Below are 19996 nucleotides of genomic sequence, written 5' to 3'. Positions count from 1 at the left end.
GTGAATAGTGAATTTTGCAGAATAATGGAAAAATTCACTCATAGGCAATTCACTAAACTAGTTCCAGCCTTTAATGGCCCCTCCTTTAAAAATCTCCTCCGCTTTTTTCGCGACCTCATCGGATTCATAAGCCTTTACAAAGTTTTTTACTTTTTCGGAAGTCTTGTTGTCTTCTCTGGAAACAATTACGTTCACATAAGGTGAATCCTTATCTTCCTTAAAAATTCCCTGTTTTTCGGCATCCAATCCTGCCTGTGCTGCGAAATTGTTGTTAATAACAGCGATTACAACTTCTTTATCATCCAATACTCTTGGCAATTGTGGAGCTTCTATTTCAAGGATTTTTAATTGTTTAGGATTGTCAACAATATCAGTCACTTTAGGTAGCAGACCGATCCCATCTCTCAGTTTCAACAATCCGTTTTTCTGTAATAAAAGTAAAGAACGTCCTCCATTTGTCGGATCATTAGGAATGACAACGGTGCTTCCGTTTTGAAGCTCACCAATGTTTTTAATCTTTTTTGAATAGGCAACAATCGGATAGACAAAAGTATTTCCTACAACAGCCAATTTATAGCCTCTTTGTTTGGACTGTTCATTTAAATAAGGAACATGCTGAAAAGCATTCGCATCAATATCTCCGTTATTCAACGCTTCATTCGGAACAACATAGTCATTGAAAGAAACCAGTTCTACATCAAGGTTGTATTTGTCTTTGGCCACCTTTTTAGCCACTTCAGCAATTTCCTGCTCCGGACCGGAAGTGATGCCTACTTTAATCACATTCGGATCATCTTTTTTCGGTGAACTGCAGGCTGTAAATAATAACAATCCCGCTGCTAATGCTCCTAAAATCTTTATTTTTTTCATTGTCAACTATTTTCTTAAAAAATGGCGAAAAAGCAAAAAGGCAATCTTTAAATTCTTTGATAATAATAAAATATGGCTTTATACCTTTTTGAATTACCTTTTTCGCCGGATCGATGGCTGAAATGATCAAACCACCACACTATTTCACATTCACACTATATTTTTAAAGTGCTTACACACTATAATTCTTGTCTAAATTTCAATTAACGATGATCAAATCTTTTGGCTAATCGGTCACCTGAAAACTGAATAATAAATACGATAGCCACCAATAAAGCCAATACCAGATTCATGATAAGTGCATCATAACCAATATATCCGTACTGATAACCGATTTGTCCCAATCCTCCTGCTCCGACTGCTCCTCCCATTGCGGAATACCCGACCAGGGTGATCAGTGTGATCGTAGCATTGTTAATTAAGGATGGTAGTGTTTCCGGCAACAAAACCTTCCGAATGATCTGAAGTGGAGTTGCTCCCAACGCTCTTGCGGTTTCAATCAATCCGTAAGGAACTTCCAACAAACTGTTCTCTACCAATCTTGCAATAAAAGGTGCAGCACCAATACTTAAAGGAACCAAAGCGGCATTCACACCAATTGATGTTCCGACCAGACTTCTTGTAAACGGAATCATCCATACGATCAGAATGATGAAAGGAATGGAACGGAAAATATTCACCCAAACAGATAAAATCCTGTTATAAACTGCATTTTCCAAAAGCTGTCCTTTTCTAGTTAAAAACAATAGAATTCCAACCGGTAAACCTAATACAAATCCAAAAAATCCTGACACGAATGTCATATAAACTGTCTCCCAAATTCCTTTTGATAAAAGAGAAATCACCGTATCACTAAGCATATCCTCTTACCGTATTTTGAATTTTGTTCTGGTTGAAATAATAGATAGCCTGCTGATTTTTTTCCTCTTCACCCTGAAGCTGTAACAATAGTTTTCCGAAGTTGGAATCTCCTAAGTATTCAACATCGGCCTTCAGAAGCTTGTACGGAATTTTATATTTATCATATACTATTGAAAGCAGTTCTTCAACAGAGATTTGTTCATTAATTTCAACCTCAACAAGAGGGAACAAGCCGTCTTGCGGTTCTTTTTGTAGTTTTTTATTCAGTTCCTGTGGTATAGTCATAACACTAGAGTTTAAAAATTGTTTGATGATAGGATTCTCTTTGTTGGAGACAATCTCGCTTAAAGTTCCTTTGGTTACCAGTTTTCCTTTGTCAATTACAGCAACGTGGTTACAGACCGTTTTAATGACCTCCATTTCGTGAGTGATCAGCAAAATGGTGATTCCCAGCCTTTGATTAATATCCCTCAACAACTGTAAAATGGATTGAGTGGTTGCAGGATCTAGCGCACTTGTTGCTTCATCACAAAGCAGGAGATACGGATCATTGGCTAAGGCTCTTGCAATGGCAACCCTTTGTTTTTGTCCGCCCGAAAGACTTTTAGGATAGTCATTGGCTTTATCTTCTAAACCTACGATTTTCAACAGTTCATTGACTTTTCGATGGATTTCCGTTTTGTTGACATGGTCCAGTTCCAATGGAAGAGCAATATTTTCAAAAACCGTTCTTGAAGAAAGGAGATTAAAATGTTGAAAAATCATTCCTATTTTTTTTCTTTCTCGGGCTAATTGTTTGGAATTTAATGTTGTAAAATCCTTTCCGTTAATAATGATTTCACCATTATCCGGTTTTTCAAGAAGATTCACCGTTCGGATTAAGGTGCTTTTTCCCGCTCCTGAAAATCCGATGATTCCGACAATGTCGCCTTTTTCAATAGTCAGGCTTACATTATCCAGCGCTTTAAAAGACTGTTTTTTATGGTGAAATGTTTTTGAAATGTTCTTTATCTCTATCATTTTTGATGCTATTCTTATTAAACAAAAAAGGCTCTACAACGTGGTAAAGCCTTTAAAAATATGTCATATAAAAGTAAGGTCAACCACAGCAATTTCGTAATCCAGGCATACAGCAATACATCATCATAGTATTGATGGTATGCTTTTTAATGGATTGATTTCTAAAATTCGATTTCATTATATTTTTAATGTCCTGATTACGGTTGCAAATATAAGGGATAAATTTTTATTAGTCCACTAAAAAAGTAGACTTTTTGAAAAAAAATTTAAGTTTATTTTATAATATGTTGATTTGTAATATGTTATTTGTGCATGCTGATAATCTGGAAAAATGAAAAACTTTTACCGAAATTATCATAGATCATGATATAATCTTGTGAGAGGCCTTAACTTTGTTATTATTAAAAATTAAAACAATGGAAAGAACAGAAGTAGTTTTAGGAAACGTAAGAGGAGAAATTCAGCTTTTCTCAGACGACAACAAAGCCGGAAAAATGGATATTTCAGTTATTGGTAACAAATTAACGGTTTACCATACAGAAGTGAATCCGGAATATGAAGGAAGAGGTTTTGCAAAAATATTACTGGAAAAACTGGTTTCTTATGCCAGAGAACATGATTTAATGATCGTTCCGTTATGTCCTTATGTTCATGCTCAGTTCAAGCGTCATCCGGAAGAATATAATGACGTCTGGTTCAAAGAAACATTATAGGAAACTGAACTTTAATTTAACCCTTAATTCGTCTGAAATGAAAATGCTTAATTTCTTAGTCCTCGGAAAAAATCAGGAAATTCTTGTTGTCTTAAAAAGAATTATAGAAAAAAATGAAGGTTGGAAAGCTGAACTTTTAAGCTCTGAAAATAAAGCTTATGATTATATCAGCAACAATAAAGTTGATATTGTTTTATTGAGTTCCGGGCTGGAAGATCAGTTTGAACAGGATATTAAAGCTTTTTGTGAAAATTTAGACAAGGAAGTTAAGGTAATACAACATTACGGAGGCGGAAGCGGATTATTACAGAGTGAAGTGAATATTGCTTTTTCCAAACCGGATGAAACTAAAAATGTTTTGCATAAAGCTGATTCCAGAGGAAAAACTGAGAATGAGTGGTTGATAAGTGAAAAGACTTTTAGCTTTGGAGATTATTACGATCCTGAAAGAATTCAATTTGGTGCTTTGAGAGTATTAAATGATGATACTTTAGAAGCAGAAAAAGGATTTGGAGTGCATCCGCATGATAATATGGAAATTATAAGCATCCCTCTTGAAGGCAGTTTGGAACATGAGGACAGTCTGGGCAATAAACTGGTTATAAAAAGTGGTGAAATTCAGGTAATGAGTGCCGGAACCGGAGTGATGCACAGTGAATTCAGCAAAAGTGATGAGGAACTAGGAAAGTTCCTGCAAATCTGGATCTATCCCAGAAAAAGGAATGTGAACCCGAGATACGACCAGATTACATTAGACAAAACAAAAAGCAAAAACAGATTTCAGCAGATTCTTTCTCCCGACGTGGATGATGAGGGAGTCTGGATTTATCAGGATGCATGGTTTCATTTAGGAAATTTTGAAAATACTACGGAAACCCAGTATCAGATTAAGAAAAAAGGGAATGGCGTTTATGCATTTATCATTAAAGGAAGCGCAGAAATTGATGGGCAGAAACTGGAAGAAAGAGATGGTTTAGGAGTCCAAGATATTTCTGAATTAAAGATAAAAACAACTTCAGAAAACACGGAGATCCTTTTAATGGAAGTTCCGATGGAAATTAATTAATTTTGTTTTATAAATATTGTTAGAAAACTCTCTTATTTAAGGGAGTTTTTCTGTAATTTGTAAAAATGAAAATACAAATCATAAGTGATCTGCACCAGGAATTTGGATATACCGATATACTATTTGATAATGCTGATATAGTTGTTTTAGCAGGAGATGTAAATTTAGGAACAAAAGGGATTGAATGGATTAAGTCTAAAATTCCCGGTAAACCTGTAATCTATGTTCTGGGAAACCACGAGTATTATAAGGGTTCCTATCCAAAAACATTACATAAAATAAAAGAGGCAGCCCTGGATTCCAATATTTTTGTACTGGAAAATTCATTTGTGGATATTGAAGAAATTCGCTTTCATGGAGCTACGTTGTGGACAGACTTCTCAATTTTCGGAAATCCGATAGAATACGGAATGATTTGTCAGTCGGTAATGAATGATTATAAAAAAATAAAACGTGATCCTTCTTATTCGAAAATGAGGACTGTTGACATATTTAAGATTCATCAGTTATCTAAATTATGGTTACAAGAAAGTTTAGAAGAGGCAAAAGGAATGAAAAATATTGTGGTGACTCACCATGCTCCAAGTATTCACTCAGTTCCGGAACAATATAAAAATGATCCGGTAACGTCGGCTTATGCTTCTAATCTTGAAGATTTAGTTCAGGAATATCAGCCTTTATATTGGATTCACGGTCATATTCACGCACCTTCAAAGTATGAAATCGGGAATACGAAAATTATTTGTAATCCGCATGGGTATATTGATGAAAAATATAACGGCTATGAAAAAGAATTAATTATTGAGATTTAAGAAAAGAATAAGTATTAATAAAATGGAGGTTCAATTTTTTTACACCCCAAAACGAAATTTTAAAAAATATATTGAAGGGTATTATTTTATATCCGAAAAAGATCCTCCGAAATCAAATAAATACTGGGCATTTCCCAGCAATAACTGTATTGTAACTGTATGCCAGAATGCAAATATTGTTTCTGAAAATAATAAAATTCGGATCATTCCATCTGGCTGCAAAATTATATAACTAACGGTTTACATTTTTACAATGTTTTTATAGAAATGGTGAGTAATTTTATTTTCTCAAAAAGCTGAATATGAGAAATTATAAACTAAAATTACTGCCTGTCATCATTGTGTTTTGCCTGAGCTTTGCTCATTTCGTATATGCACAGAAACCTGGCATTAATATAATTGAGCTCAACCAGCAATTAAAAAAGCTTGAGAAAGAAAATTATCTGAGCGGGGTTGTTCTTATCGCTAAAAATGGGCAGCCTATATATAAGGAAGCTTTCGGCTTTGCAAATCTCGCGGACAGTATTCCTAACAAAACGAATACAAAATTCAACCTAGCTTCAATGAATAAAATGTTTACGGCTATGGCTGTTTTGCAGTTAGCGGAAGCAGGGAAAGTTTCGCTTCACGATAAAGTAGGTAAATACCTTACGGATTTTCCCAACCAATCCATTGCTGATTCGGTAACAATACATCAATTATTAACTCATACTTCAGGAATGGGGAATTTTTGGGCAGAGCATGAGAAATCAGCAAAGGAAAAGTTCAGAACAGTTGCAGATTATCTTCCTTTGTTTATTGATCAAAAACTGGCTTTCAGGCCGGGATCCGATTTCCTGTACAGCAATTCCGGATATATGGTGCTTGGATTAATTATTGAAAAAATAACAGGCAAAAGTTATTTTGATTTTGTAAAGGAAAATATTTATATGCCTGCAAAAATGCTGGATACAGATGCTTATGAGCTGGATGAAGCTGTTCCCAATTTAGCTACAGGATACACCATGTCGACAGAAAAGCCGGGGCAATGGAAAAACAATATCTTTTCAAATGTTGTGAAAGGAACCCCTGCCGGAGGAGGTTATTCCACTGCCGACGATCTATTGAAATTTGCCAATGCCATACAAAACAATATCCTCTTAAATAAAGAAAGTGTAAAACTCTATACCACAGGAAAAGTGAAGTACAGGGAAGGAATGTATGCCTACGGAATCATAGAAAACATAATAAACGGCCATCGGATGATCGGGCATACCGGCGGGCATTTGGGCATTGCAAATGAACTGATGATTTTTCCGGATTCAGGCTATACTGTTGTAATTCTCACCAACGGAGAAGTTGAAAATTACTGGGAAGTAAGTAATCTTATTAAAAAACAATTAGCAGGTTCAACGCCTTCCATTGATAATTTTTTTTATACTAAAGAAATGATTAAGCAAGCCTGTGATAGAGGCTATGAAGCCGCCATTATAAAAATAAAAAGCAATCCGAAAAAAAACTTAAGGGAAAACCTTATTGAAAGATATGGATATAAGCTGTTATTTGAAAAGAAATACAATCAGGCAATAGATTTGTTTAAACTGAATATATATACTTTTCCAGGCTCTGCCTATGGTTATTACAATATCAGTGAGGCCTACAGACTGTCTGGTCGCAAGGATGAAGCTATAAAGTTTCTGAAAATCTATATCGAAAAAGAACCCGGCGATAAAGAGGCATTATTAAAATATGAAGGGCTGAAAAATCCTAAATAAAAATGCCAGGAAAATAATCCTGACATCGCTTTAAAATATATAAGTAAAATTACCGACTATCAGATTAAGTAAAAAGGATGGTGCAGTAGAAAATTATAGATTAAAATATATACTTATAGCCGTAAAGCCTTACTATAACTAAAAATTTATCACACTCATTCTAAACCATCAACTAACTACTATCAGCCACCATCTATCAACAAATTAGCAAAATCCAAAAAAAATCCCGAATTTTGCCCCTCTTCTATAATTCCGAACATTCATGAAACTTTGTATTGCCGAAAAACCCAGTGTTGCCAGAGATATCGCTAAAGTATTGGGCGCTACCACTCCGAAGCAGGGCTATATGGAAGGAAACGGCTATTGTGTGACATGGACGTTCGGACATCTTTGTACCCTGAAAGAACCTCATGATTACGGCCCGCAGTACAAATCCTGGAATTTGTTTTTGTTGCCGATCATTCCTAACAACTTTGGGATCAAACTAATTCCCAATAAAGGCGTTGAAAACCAGTTTAAAGTGATTGAAAGGTTAGTCGAGGAATGTGATGAGGTCATTAACTGTGGGGATGCCGGTCAGGAGGGAGAACTGATTCAGAGATGGGTGTTGCAGAAGGCAAAATGCAACAAGCCGGTTCAGCGTTTGTGGATTTCTTCTCTTACCGAAGAAGCGATTAAAGAAGGTTTTGCAAGCTTAAAACCAGCCGAAGATTACAAAAATCTGTATCTAGCAGGAAATGCAAGAGCGATCGGAGATTGGTTATTGGGAATCAATGCGACACGACTTTTTACGAAAAAATTCGGAGGGAATAAAGCGGTTCTTTCCATCGGTAGAGTTCAGACGCCTACATTGGCGATGCTGGTTCAGCGTCAAAAAGAAATTGATGCCTTTACCACCGAAGAATATTGGGAACTTAAAACCAAATACCGGGATGTTATTTTCAACGCGGCGATCGACCGTTTAAAAACCTTGGAACGTGCTGAAAAAGGATTGGAATATCTGAAAGTAAATCCTTTTGAGATCGTTTCTTTCGAAATTAAAGAAGGAAAAGAAAAAAATCCGCGACTTTTCGATTTGACGGGACTTCAGGTCGAAGCCAATAAAAAATATGGGTATTCTGCAGAGAATACGTTGAATTATATTCAGAGTTTATACGAGAAAAAGCACGTGACCTATCCCCGTGTTGATACAACCTATCTATCCGAAAGTTTATATCCTAAAATAGAAGGGATTTTGCGAAAAATGTATTTCTATCAGGATTTAATATCACCTCTGCTGGAAGCTCCGATTCCGAAGTCAAAAGCGGTTTTTGATGATACCAAAGTTACCGATCACCATGCGATCATTCCAACTGAAGTTCCACCGTCTCAAAATCTGAGCAGGGAAGAAAAGCTGATTTATGATTTGATTGCCAAACGTTTCATTGCTGTTTTTTATCCTGAATGTAAAATTTCAAATACTTTGGTAGAAGGAAAAGTGGGAACAATTCCTTTCAAAACCAGTGGAAGACAGATTCTTGAACCGGGATGGAGAGCCGTTTATGCTAAAGAACCCAAAGAAGAATCCAACGATAAAGAAAAAGAGAAGGAAGAAGAACAAACGATTCCGGAATTCACCGTTGGAGAAACGGGACCTCACGATCCGATGATTCATCAGGGGAAAACTTCACCGCCAAAACCTTATACGGAAGCAACCCTTTTGAGAGCTATGGAAACGGCCGGAAAACAGGTGGAAGATGAAGAACTCCGGGAATTGCTAAAAACCAATGGAATTGGTAGACCATCAACGCGAGCCAACATTATCGAAACCCTTTTCAAACGAAAATATATTGAAAAGAAAAGGAAAAACTTAATTGCCACTCATACCGGAATTCAATTAATTGACACGATTGAAGATGAATTGCTGAAAAGTCCCGAACTGACAGGGGAATGGGAATTGAAACTTCGTAAAATTGAAAGCGGCGAATATGAAGCCAATCAGTTTAAAGAAGAACTGATCCAGATGGTAACCGAACTCACTAAAAAAGTAGTGGACGGAAAAGGAAAAGTGATTACCCTGGAAGAAGAAAAAGTGGAGGTTAAAGAAAAGAAAAAGAGGGAACCTGCCGTTAAAAAAGAACTTCAATCCTGGGAAGAAACCCAATGCCCGAAATGCAAAGCTCATCATTTAATGAAAGGGAAAACAGCTGTCGGTTGCTCAGATTTTAAGAATTGTGGATTTAAAGTGAATTTTGAAATCTTCGGAAAAAAATTATCGGATAAACAGTTGATGGATTTAGTGTTAAAAGGCAAAACATCAAAATTAAAAGGGTTCAGCTCACATCCTGAAAGTGTGACGGAAGGAGTTTTATCTTTTAATGATCAGTTTACTGTCATTATTCCTTAAAGTCAAAATATATACAACATAAAAAAGAAACGGTATTAACCGTTTCTTTTTTATTATTCATGAGGCCCGTTGAAAAAATTCAGCATATTTTCAAGAGCGTTTTCAGCATGCATCAATTCTCCATTGTCGAGAGATTCTTTTGCAATAAGAGCAGCTCTTTTTCGCATCTGAATTTCATATTCGGAAATAGCTTCCTGTAAAGTTTTATATTGATCTGATGTCAAACATTCGCTTAATTCCAATGCATCCAGCATGGCCATGTTAACGCCTTCTCCGGCAAACGGAGGCATTACGTGAGCAGCATCTCCGATTAAGGTTAAGTTGGATTGGGCTTCCCAAGTCTGATCAAAAGGAATACAGTAAATCGGACGTGGAATAAAGGGCGTTTCTGCATTTTCAAATAATTCAAGCCACATAGGATTCCATTCCGGATAAGTAGATTTGAACCAATCCAGCATTTGAGCTTTGTCATTATAATCTAAACCGCTTTTTGTTACCCAGCTCTCATCAGTTTTAAAGCTTGCGTAGAATCCAATATCACCGTTTCCTTTTTGGCCCATCAGAAGATTTTTTTTGTTTCCGAAGGCCATTATTTTCCCGCCCTTCAATAAGGCATTAACTTTTGGAGCATTCTTTTTGGCCTGCAGAATATTTCCTTCAAGCATGATGATACCGGTATAGAAAGCTTTGCTGTCAGTGATATAAGGACGGATTTTTGAGTTGGCTCCGTCACAGGCAATCACAATATCTGCGTATACTGTTGTGTTGTTTTTGAAATGTAAAAGCCATCCTTCATTCTGTTTTTCCATAGAAACGAAATGGCTGTCCCAAACTACGGTTTCAGGTTGTAAAGATTCCAGTAAGATCTTCCTTAATGTTCCACGGTCGATTTCCGGGCGGAAATGCTGATGCCCGAAATTTTCTTCAGGTTTGCCTTCATGGTCACTGAAAAATATTTCTGCATTTTCATTAACGATAAGCTCTCTGTCGGCTCCCACAAGATAATTCTGTTTGAATTCTTCCAGCAGATCTGCTTTACGGATTGCAGCCAATCCTGAGTTGTCATGTAGATCAAGAGGAGCTCCCTGAACGCGTGCATTTTTATTAAGATCCCTTTCATATACTTTTACATCGGCACCTTTTAGCTGTAACAGTCTTGCTAATGTTAATCCTCCCGGACCACCGCCCACAATGGCAATTGATTTATCTTTTATAAGCATAATTTTAAATTTTATGCTGCAAAATTAGGAGGTGTGATACACCAGAAATTGTAAAAATCGGTCGTTTTGATTTTTAAATAGTTCTTTAGGAGAAACTCCGGAAAGTTTTTTGATTTCTTTTATGAAATGAGACTGGTCTGTAAAATTAAGCTGCGGAAAAAGGTTTCCATCTTTAATATGATGAAGAGAAGCCTGAAAACGTAAAATTTTACAGTAATACTTTAAAGAGATTCCTAATTGTTTATTAAAATAGCGGTTGATCTGACGTTCGCTCCAAAAGATCTTTTCCGAGAGGTCTTTAACCGTGATTTCTCCATGGGTTGCAAAAATAAGCTCAAATAATTTGCGTTTTCGTTCATCAATGTCTTCAGGCAATAAGGCTTTTATTTTTCGAGAAGCTTTCGCACAAAATTGTTCAAAATCGTTAAGATCATCAATACTGAAATCCCAGAAATTATTGGGTAATTCTTTTCCGCTGTTCACAAATTCTGCAATGGACTGATGAAGAATATATTCTAATGCAAGAGGATTGAAACTGATCGCGAAAAAATCTGAAAATTCCGTTTCCGGCATTGGTTTAGGTTGAGTTTCCAGTCCCATCAAAACAATTTGAAACCGGTTATCGGTGGTTTTACAGAATAGCAGATCGATTTTTCCGTTGGGAATGATCACTCCTTCTTTGAATGTTGACAGGTTTTGCAACGAGGAATAACCATACACAAAATCGGTAAGAGATTTTTCAGGTTTGATGAATCGGTAGATTAATTCGTTGCTCATGGGATATCTCCAGGTTTTAGTTGAACGAATTTACAGTTTATTGTTTTTATAGATGAATAGTGTCTGAAAATTTTCACGTTTTTTAAGGTTATGCTACATTTGTTTTAAATTAAAATAATGACTTCAGAAAAAAAACAGCTCATTTTAGATAGCTTCAGCCGCTCCGAAACCCTGAAATTTTACAAAGCAGAATTATTAGCTGTGGAAACGGATTATATTTCAATTAAAATTCCAAAGATGGAAATGATGACCAGAAAAGCAGGAATGTTCAACGGAGCCATGATCGCTTCTCTGGTGGATGTTTCTTCGGGATATGCTGCTGTAAGTCATTATGAAGAAGACTGCTATGTGGTGACGGTTGAGCTGAAAGTCAATTATTTAAGACCGGCAATAGGAGAGGCATTGGTTTCAAAATCTTATGTGGTAAAAGGAGGAGGAAAGATAAGTGTCGTAAGAACAGAGATTTATGTTGTGGATGAAAATGGGGGAAATGAAAGCCATGTAGCGACATCATTAGTGACCATGATGAAGATAAAATAAGCAGTAATAAACCTTTTTTACATGAAAATGGAATGAGTTTTGTTCGCTAGTTACTACAAATAATAAAAATAAATAACATGAACTTCATTATCCGATTACTGATCACTGCCATTGTAGCATATCTTCTCACTAAAATTTTGCCGGGAGTACATTTTGAAGGATTTAGCACAGCCATTATTTTTGCCATCGTTTTAGGGGTGCTGAATGTAATCGTAAAACCGATACTAAGCTTATTCGGATTGCCACTTACTATTATTACATTAGGTTTCTTCGCTTTGGTAATTAATGCTTTAATTATCTTATTAGCAGATTATTTTATTGATAGCATGGAAATCGATGGATTTTGGTGGGCATTTCTTTTCAGTATTTTGCTGTCAATTATTACTTCTTTGGCCAATTCAATGTTTTCAGATGGAGATTAAAAAAATACCTTAAACAATATAAAATCCGTCAGTTTTTAACAGGCGGATTTTTCTTTTGAGATAAGAAATAACTTAAATGTTAATTCTTTCGTTCATTTTTATTTTAAATATTAACTTTGGCAATCTTTGAATTTAGGAGTATGAAATCGAGTAAGATTTTATAGATCCGTTAAAAATGAATATCAGAATATGAAACTTAAGTACAGTCTGCTGGCTTTGGCAGCTCCGCTTTTAATGAATGCACAACAAGTAATGACGCCTGAAATCCTATGGACTTTGAAAAAAGTTGGAGTACAGGCAGTTTCACCGGATCAGTCCTCACTTATCTATAAAGTGGGGCAGGTTGATCTTAAAACCGAAAAAACAAAAAGTGAGAACTATTTCCTAAATGTTCTTAATAATCAGTCCACAAAAATTGATTTTGGTAAAAAAGCACTTATTCAGTGGGATAAAAACGGAATCTATGCCCAGGAAGGTGACAAGATTTTTCTTTCCAAAGACAGTGGTAAAACATGGTCGGAATTTTACACAATCGGGGAAGCTGATAATGTGGTAATTTCTCCTGATGGTAAAAAAATTGCTTTCAGTAAGCAGGTTTTGGTGGAAAAAGTAATGGGAAAAGACAAATATTCTGATACTCCCAAAACTACGGCGCAAGTGTATACAGATTTGAACCACAGACATTGGGATTACTTTAACGAAGGGAAATACAATCATGTTTTTGTAGTCAACACTTCAGATAAAGTGGATGCTGCAAAAGACTTATTGGAAGGAAAAATGTGGGATTCTCCTCAAAGGCCTTTTGGCGGAGCAGAAGATTTCATCTGGAGCCCGGATTCTGCACAACTTTTATACGTTACAAAACCTAAAAGCGGCGCAGCATATTCTACAAGTACCAATACAGATATTTTCGCTTATGATTTGGCTTCAGGAACTACAAAAAACCTGACAGAAGCTAATAAAGGATATGATGTAAACCCAAAATTCAGTCCGGACGGAAAATCTTTAATCTGGCAGAGCATGGCAAGAGACGGCTATGAAGCGGATAAGAACGATGTGAAAATCATGGACTGGAAATCAGGAAAAATTTCAAACTTAACGAGCGGTTGGGATGAAAGCGTTTCCGGAGATGTTTTCTGGAGCGGAGATTCTAAAACGATTTATTTCACTGCAGCTTTCAGAGGGACAAAACAATTGTTCTCATTAGATCCGAAAAGTGCTAAAGTGCAGCAGATTACGAGAGGTGATTTTGACGTGAATGAAATCTTTGCAGATCAGAAAAGCTCACTTTTAGTAGGAAGAACTGACATTAACCATGCAACGGATATTTTCTCTGTCAATATTAAAAACGGAGAAATGAAGCAGATCACTGAAGCGAATAAAGATATGTATTCAAAATTAGCTCAAGGAAAATCTGAACTGAAAATGGTGAAAACTTCCGACGGAAAAGAAATGGGAGTATGGTTCCATTACCCGCCGAACTTCGATCCGAATAAAAAATACCCGACTTTGGTATATTGTCAAGGGGGACCGCAATCTGCATTAACCCAGTTTTTCAGTACAAGATGGAATTTTGCTTTAATGGCAGCAAATGGATACATTGTTGTGGCGCCAAACAGAAGAGGAATGCCGGGTTGGGGAACAAAATGGAATGAAGAAATCTCGAGAGATTGGGGTGGACAACCGATGAGGGATTATCTGGCAGCTACAGATTATGCTAAAACTTTACCTTACGTAGATGGAGACAGGGTAGCAGCTGTAGGAGCAAGTTATGGTGGTTACAGCGTATTTATGTTGGCTGGAATTCATGAGAACAGATTCAAAACATTTATCGCTCACGATGGATTATTTGATATGAAATCTTGGTATTTAACGACTGAAGAACTTTGGTTTGCAAACTGGGATTTAGGTTCTCCTTGGGAAAAACCTTTGCCAAAAGCATATACGGAATTCAATCCGAGTAATTATGTAGAGAAATGGAATAAGCCAATTATGATTGTTCAGGGAGGAATTGATTTTAGAGTTCCTTACGAACAAGGTCAGGAAGCTTTCCAGGCTGCTAAATTGAGAGGGTTGAAATCCAAACTGGTATACTTTCCGAACGAAAATCACTGGGTTCTTCATCCACAAAACGGGTTGGTTTGGCAGAGAGAATTCTTTGACTGGTTGAAAGAAACTTTGTAATTCCAATTCCCCTCCTCTGGAGAAGTGTCGAAAATTCGTTAGAATTTTTGACGGGTGGTTAAAAACCAGGTAATATTTTGAAATTACCAGAAACTATAAATAAAAACGGGCATTTTTGTCCGTTTTTTGTTTTAATTCAAAATCAAAAAAATAATACATTTGATCTATGCAAAACAGAATTTTTTCTTTTCCGCCCATCATTGATAATCATTCTAAAATTTTAATATTAGGCTCAATTCCTGGAGTGAAATCTCTGGAAAAACAACAATATTATGGCCATCCTCAAAATAAATTCTGGAAGATTATCTTTGAATTATTTAATGAAAGCTTCACTGATGATTATGAGGAAAAGATTAATGTTTTAAAAAAACACCATATTGCACTTTGGGATGTTATCGATTCCTGTGAAAGAAAAGGAAGTCTTGATTCAGAAATAAGAAATGAAGAAGCAAATCAGATTGAAGAGCTTTTGGAAGAATATCCGAATGTCCACGCAATCTTTTGTAATGGTGGGAAATCTTACAAGAATTTGCAGAAAATTTTAGGTAAGAATTATAAAATTCCTGTATTTTTATTACCCTCAACAAGTCCGCTACATACGATTTCTTTTGAGAAAAAAATAGAAGAATGGAAAAAAATAATAAATTTTGTGTAGTCATAATTTATATCTGGAATTGTTTTTTGTAATGATATAAAATAACACTTGACAAAGGGGTATTTAATGTCGTATATTTGCACCTCGAAAATTACACCTTGTAATTTCAATAATTTTTAAACCGTAATTTAAAAAATGAAAACATCAGATTTTAATTTTGATCTTCCTGCAGAATTATTGGCAGAACACCCATCCGAGCACAGAGACGAAGCGAGATTAATGGTTTTGAACAGAAAAACCGAAACTATTGAGCATAAACTGTTCAAAGATGTTGTTGATTATTTCGATGAAGGGGATCTTTTTATTTTCAACAATACTAAAGTTTTTCCGGCGCGTCTTTATGGAAATAAAGAAAAAACAGGAGCTAAGATTGAAGTTTTCTTGTTGAGAGAGCTTGACAAAGAAACTCGTGTTTGGGATGTTTTGGTAGATCCTGCAAGAAAAATCAGAATTGGAAACAAATTATTCTTCACAGAAGATGAATCTTTGGTAGCAGAAGTTATCGATAATACAACTTCAAGAGGGAGAACATTGAGATTTTTATTCGATGGTTCTTACGAAGAATTCAGAGCTAAATTAAAGGAGTTAGGAGAAACTCCGCTTCCAAAATATATCAAAAGAGATGTTGAGCCGGAAGATGCAGAAAGATACCAAACGATCTACGCAAAAGTAGAAGGAGCGGTTGCTGCACCTACTGCAGGTCTTCACTTCTCAAAACATTTGATGAAGAGATTGGAAATCAAAGGAATCGATTTTGCTGAGGTTACGCTTCACGTTGGTTTGGGAACATTCAACCCGATTGAAGTGGAAGATCTTTCTAAGCACAAAATGGAGTCTGAAGAAATCTTCATCGATGAGAAAAACGCTCAGATCATCAACAATGCAGTTGAAGCGAATAAAAGAGTTTGTGCTGTTGGAACTACAACAATGAGAACATTGGAAACTTCAGTTTCTTCAAACAAGAAAATCTCTGCTTTCCACGGTTGGACGAATAAATTCATTTATCCTCCACACGAATTCGGAGTAGCCAACTGTATGATCACTAACTTCCACACGCCAAAATCTACATTAATTATGATGATTGCTGCGTTTGCAGGAAGAGATTTCGTAATGCACGCATACGAAGAAGCCGTAAAAGAAAAGTATAAATTCTACTCTTACGGAGATGCAATGTTGATTTTATAACAAAATAAGTAAAAAGAACCAGGTTAAAAGTAAAAAGTATACGTTGAGATGAAAGAAAATGATTTACTTACAAGAACTTTTATATTTGGAGTGAATTGTCTTAAGTTTTTAAGATCACTTCCAAATGATCCTGAAAGTAAATTAATAAGATTTCAACTTGGTAAATCAGCAACTTCAATAGGAGCTAATTATGAAGAATCACAAGCCGGATCTTCTAAAGCAGATTTTAAAAATAAAGTGAAAATTGCTTTAAGAGAAGCCAGAGAAAGTAATTTTTGGCTTCGGATTTTAGAAAAATTAGAAGGCTATGATTCTGAAGAATTTAAAGCTTTATTAAATGAAAGTGCTGAATTAAAGAATATTTTAGCTGCAATAGTTAATAATACCAAACTTTAAAACTTTTTAATTTTTACTTTTAACTTGGCTCTTTAAATAATATGAAAGATATCCGTACATTATCATTAGACCAGCTTAAGGACTATTTTGTGTCTTTAGGAGAAAAACCGTTTCGCGCGAAACAGGTGTATGACTGGTTGTGGAGTAAAAACCTCCATTCGATTGATGAGATGACGAATCTTTCAAAACAGCTTCGGGATAAAATCTCTGAAGAATATACCATAAACCCTGTTTCAGTTGATCTGCTTCAGAAAAGTTCTGACGGAACCATTAAAAACGGAGTAAAGCTTCATGACGGTTTAATGGTAGAATCCGTTTTAATTCCAACGGAAACCAGAACAACGGCTTGTGTATCTTCACAGGTAGGCTGCTCTCTGAACTGCGAATTTTGTGCAACAGCGAGACTCAAAAGAATGAGAAATCTTGAAGTTGCAGAAATCGTAGATCAGGTTGCTTTAATAGACAGCCAGAGTAAAATGTATTTCGACAGACCACTTTCCAATATTGTTTTTATGGGAATGGGAGAGCCGATGATGAATTACAAAAATGTTGTGGAAGCCATCAGAAAAATCACCCAGCCGGAAGGTCTAGGAATGTCTCCGAGAAGAATCACCGTTTCTACTTCGGGAATTCCAAAGATGATCAAAATGTTGGCTGACGAAGAATTGAAAGTGAAACTGGCTTTGTCGCTTCACTCGGCAATTGAATCTAAGCGTAACGACATCATGCCTTTCTCGGATAAATTTCCTTTAACAGAAATCATGGAATCTCTTCAATATTGGTACAAGAAAACAGGTTCTGTAATCACTTTTGAATATTGTGTCTGGAAAGGAATCAATGATGGTGATGAAGACATCAAAGCTTTAATCAGATATTGCAAACAGGTTCCTTCTAAAGTGAATCTTATTCAGTATAATCCTATTGGTGACGGAAAATATGATCAATGCAACAAACAAGCAGAAGAAAACTACATTCGTCAGTTAGAAAATGCAGGAATTGTTTGTGTGGTGAGAAAAAGTCGTGGCGGTGATATTGATGCTGCTTGCGGTCAGCTTGCCAATAAGACGGTAGATTAAAATTTCATTAAAAAAATCAAAAAATATTCTTAATGATCTCTTAAAATTCTAAATTTGTACTTAAACTAAGTAACAGATGATGGATTATTTTATGAGTGAGAATGGATTGGAAAGCGTTTATGCTTGGGCTATTCCTGTTCATGCTGCCGTTATTTTAGCGGAAATGATTTATAGCAGCGTAGCACAGGCGCATTTGTACAGTCGAAAAGATCTCTTTACCAATATATATCTTGCACTGATGAACTTCGGTCTGGATCTGGTGATGAAGGCTTTTGCGATGGGCGTAATGTTCTTCTTTTTTAGTTTCAGACTGTTCGATTTTGATATGGGAACCTGGTATTATTGGGTATTGTGTTTCCTTGCAACAGATCTGGCCTATTATTTCCATCATTTGGTAGATCATAAATCCAGGGCTTTTTGGGCAGTACATATTACTCACCATAATTCTGAATATTTTAATTTAACAACTGGATTCCGGAGCCCGGTTTTTCAGCCTTTGTACCGTTATCTCTTTTTCTCTCCTTTGGCTTTTTTAGGTTTCAATCCATGGACAATTATGGTTTGTTATGCTGTTGGTCAGGTTTATGGAACCTGGGTGCATACACAGACTGTAAAAAAAATGGGTTTTTTAGAATACATTCTGGTGACGCCTTCTCACCATAGAGTTCATCATGGATGCAATATCAAATATTTGGATAGAAATATGGGAATGGTTTTTATATTCTGGGATAAAATTTTCGGGACTTTTGAACCTGAAGACCCTAAAGTTCCTGTGAAATTCGGAATTTATCCTAAAATGCCGGATGATGGGCCGATAACGACTTTACTATACGAATGGCAGAAAATAGCAAAAGATCTTAAGCAACCCAATCTTACTATTAAAGACCGCTTTAATTATATATTCAATTCGCCGGGATGGAGGCATGACGGAACAGGAAAAACCGTTAAGGATTACCAACGGGAATATTGGGAGAAAAAGAACAGGAAAAAAGAACAGATTCACGAGAAATCTGCGTAACGAAAAACTATAATATCAAATGGACGGGCTTTTGCCTGTCTTTTGTTTTATCGGAAAAAGCTAATTTTGCTGTATGAAAAAGTTCTTCTCAATCGTCTTTCTCTCAGTCTCAACATTTTTACTCTCTCAGCAACCGGATATTTTTAAAATCAGAAAATACAGAGTGAACTATTTGGATGCAAAAGTTCAGGAAACATCAGGATTAAGTATGATAAATGGGAAGCTTTACACCTTTAACGATAGTGGCAATGTTCCTGATCTTTTTGAACTCAATAAAGATAATGGTGAAATAATCAGGATATTCAAAACAAACTTAACCAATACCGATTGGGAGGCTTTAACGAATGATGGTGAAAATTTCTATGTAGGCGATTTCGGTAATAATGCTGGTACAAGAAAAGATCTTACCATTTATAAAATATCTTATAAAAAACTTCATGAAGCGAATGCTAATCAGGTTTCTTTCTCAGAAACAGCTTTAGATGTTACTTCAATCCCGTTTTTCTATCCTGAGCAAACTGATTTTACGCCTAAGAATTTAAAAACCGATTTCGATGCAGAGGCTATGATTTTTTTAGACGGTAAAATTCATCTTTTTACTAAAGAATGGGCATCAAAATCTACAACACATTATACTGTAGATCCTACAATTTCTGAAAAGCAGGAGGCTAAAAAAATCGAAGCTTTTAAAACTAATTTTGTAGTAACAGATGCTGCTTATTTTGATAAAAAACTGTATTTGGTAGGCTATACAAAGAAAACAGAAGTTTTTTTAAATATTTTCAGAGAAACAGAACCCGGAATATTCTTTAAAGAAGATCCGAAGCGTTTTTATCTGGGAAGCGCACTTTCAATAGGTCAAATTGAGGGGGTTGCTGCCGATGAGTCAGGTATTTATATTTCAGGCGAGAAATTCCATTCTCCATTGGGAGGGGCAAAACAAAGCTTATATTTTATTCCTGAAGGCAAACTCAAAGATTAATTTCTCTTAAAATTGCCTGAAAAAAATTATCTTTGTGAGAATTAATAATTATTTTATCC

At 35.8% G+C, this 19996-nt stretch carries 19 protein-coding genes; 14 read left to right on the top strand and 5 right to left on the bottom strand.

Annotated elements, in window-relative coordinates:
• Positions 1–57: 57 nt before the first annotated feature.
• The 3 genes from metQ to CLV73_RS07550 all read right to left on the bottom strand — a co-directional run bounded on the left by metQ (position 58) and on the right by CLV73_RS07550 (position 2751).
• Entirely contained in the window at positions 58–870 is an 813-nt protein-coding gene (gene metQ, locus CLV73_RS07560) for a methionine ABC transporter substrate-binding lipoprotein MetQ (protein ID WP_100376231.1), read from the bottom strand.
• Positions 871–1073: 203 nt separating this feature from the next.
• Positions 1074–1730, bottom strand: coding sequence for a methionine ABC transporter permease MetI (gene metI / locus CLV73_RS07555; RefSeq protein ID WP_100376230.1), 657 nt, complete (start codon positions 1728–1730; stop codon positions 1074–1076).
• Positions 1723–2751 (bottom strand): methionine ABC transporter ATP-binding protein, encoded by a 1029-nt coding sequence (locus CLV73_RS07550; RefSeq protein WP_100376229.1) that lies wholly within the window; start codon positions 2749–2751, stop codon positions 1723–1725. Before CLV73_RS07550 ends, metI begins: the two co-directional genes overlap by 8 nt.
• Positions 2752–3167: 416 nt before the next feature.
• On the opposite strand from CLV73_RS07550, the gene CLV73_RS07545 reads away from it, so the two are divergent.
• The 5 genes from CLV73_RS07545 (at position 3168) to CLV73_RS07525 (ending at position 9482) form a co-directional block, all read left to right on the top strand.
• The gene (locus CLV73_RS07545; protein ID WP_100376228.1) at positions 3168–3464 is read left to right on the top strand and encodes a GNAT family N-acetyltransferase; all 297 of its coding nucleotides are present in this window, start codon (positions 3168–3170) and stop codon (positions 3462–3464) included.
• Between the two features lie 322 nt (positions 3465–3786).
• Positions 3787–4530: a pirin family protein gene (locus CLV73_RS07540; protein WP_228424340.1), complete on the top strand. Its 744-nt coding sequence runs from the start codon at positions 3787–3789 to the stop codon at positions 4528–4530.
• Positions 4531–4595: 65 nt separating this feature from the next.
• Positions 4596–5342, top strand: coding sequence for a metallophosphoesterase (locus tag CLV73_RS07535; RefSeq protein WP_100376227.1), 747 nt, complete (start codon positions 4596–4598; stop codon positions 5340–5342).
• A 302-nt stretch (positions 5343–5644) separates the two neighbouring features.
• Positions 5645–7096: a serine hydrolase gene (locus CLV73_RS07530; RefSeq protein WP_100376226.1), complete on the top strand. Its 1452-nt coding sequence runs from the start codon at positions 5645–5647 to the stop codon at positions 7094–7096.
• A gap of 262 nt (positions 7097–7358) precedes the next feature.
• Positions 7359–9482 (top strand): type IA DNA topoisomerase, encoded by a 2124-nt coding sequence (locus CLV73_RS07525; RefSeq protein ID WP_100376225.1) that lies wholly within the window; start codon positions 7359–7361, stop codon positions 9480–9482.
• A gap of 53 nt (positions 9483–9535) precedes the next feature.
• Here the strand turns inward: CLV73_RS07525 and CLV73_RS07520 are convergent, their stop codons facing one another.
• The gene (locus CLV73_RS07520; RefSeq protein ID WP_100376224.1) at positions 9536–10702 is read right to left on the bottom strand and encodes an FAD-dependent oxidoreductase; all 1167 of its coding nucleotides are present in this window, start codon (positions 10700–10702) and stop codon (positions 9536–9538) included.
• 24 nt (positions 10703–10726) lie between these two features.
• Complete coding sequence (locus CLV73_RS07515; protein WP_100376223.1) at positions 10727–11479, bottom strand: helix-turn-helix domain-containing protein; 753 nt, start codon at positions 11477–11479, stop codon at positions 10727–10729.
• Between the two features lie 117 nt (positions 11480–11596).
• On the opposite strand from CLV73_RS07515, the gene CLV73_RS07510 reads away from it, so the two are divergent.
• The 9 genes from CLV73_RS07510 to CLV73_RS07470 all read left to right on the top strand — a co-directional run bounded on the left by CLV73_RS07510 (position 11597) and on the right by CLV73_RS07470 (position 19937).
• Entirely contained in the window at positions 11597–12019 is a 423-nt protein-coding gene (locus CLV73_RS07510) for a PaaI family thioesterase (protein ID WP_100376222.1), read from the top strand.
• 77 nt (positions 12020–12096) lie between these two features.
• Positions 12097–12441: a phage holin family protein gene (locus tag CLV73_RS07505; protein ID WP_100376221.1), complete on the top strand. Its 345-nt coding sequence runs from the start codon at positions 12097–12099 to the stop codon at positions 12439–12441.
• Positions 12442–12630: 189 nt separating this feature from the next.
• Positions 12631–14625, top strand: a complete 1995-nt coding sequence (locus CLV73_RS07500) for a S9 family peptidase (protein WP_100376220.1) — start codon at positions 12631–12633, stop codon at positions 14623–14625.
• Between the two features lie 166 nt (positions 14626–14791).
• The gene (locus CLV73_RS07495; RefSeq protein WP_100376219.1) at positions 14792–15280 is read left to right on the top strand and encodes a DNA-deoxyinosine glycosylase; all 489 of its coding nucleotides are present in this window, start codon (positions 14792–14794) and stop codon (positions 15278–15280) included.
• Positions 15281–15415: 135 nt separating this feature from the next.
• Positions 15416–16465, top strand: a complete 1050-nt coding sequence (gene queA / locus CLV73_RS07490; RefSeq protein WP_100376218.1) for a tRNA preQ1(34) S-adenosylmethionine ribosyltransferase-isomerase QueA — start codon at positions 15416–15418, stop codon at positions 16463–16465.
• 48 nt (positions 16466–16513) lie between these two features.
• The gene (locus tag CLV73_RS07485) at positions 16514–16861 is read left to right on the top strand and encodes a four helix bundle protein (RefSeq protein ID WP_100376217.1); all 348 of its coding nucleotides are present in this window, start codon (positions 16514–16516) and stop codon (positions 16859–16861) included.
• A 41-nt stretch (positions 16862–16902) separates the two neighbouring features.
• On the top strand, positions 16903–17937 hold the full coding sequence (rlmN, locus tag CLV73_RS07480; protein WP_100376216.1) for a 23S rRNA (adenine(2503)-C(2))-methyltransferase RlmN: 1035 nt from the start codon (positions 16903–16905) through the stop codon (positions 17935–17937).
• Between the two features lie 76 nt (positions 17938–18013).
• Entirely contained in the window at positions 18014–18955 is a 942-nt protein-coding gene (locus CLV73_RS07475) for a sterol desaturase family protein (protein ID WP_100376215.1), read from the top strand.
• A gap of 73 nt (positions 18956–19028) precedes the next feature.
• Complete coding sequence (locus CLV73_RS07470) at positions 19029–19937, top strand: hypothetical protein (RefSeq protein ID WP_100376214.1); 909 nt, start codon at positions 19029–19031, stop codon at positions 19935–19937.
• The last annotated feature ends 59 nt before the right edge of the window (positions 19938–19996 follow it).

Source organism: Chryseobacterium geocarposphaerae, from assembly GCF_002797535.1.
GTDB classification, from domain to species: Bacteria; Bacteroidota; Bacteroidia; order Flavobacteriales; family Weeksellaceae; genus Chryseobacterium; species Chryseobacterium geocarposphaerae.
The sequence above is the reverse complement of the archived record's forward strand: the minus strand, read 5'-3'. Positions and strand labels throughout refer to the sequence as shown.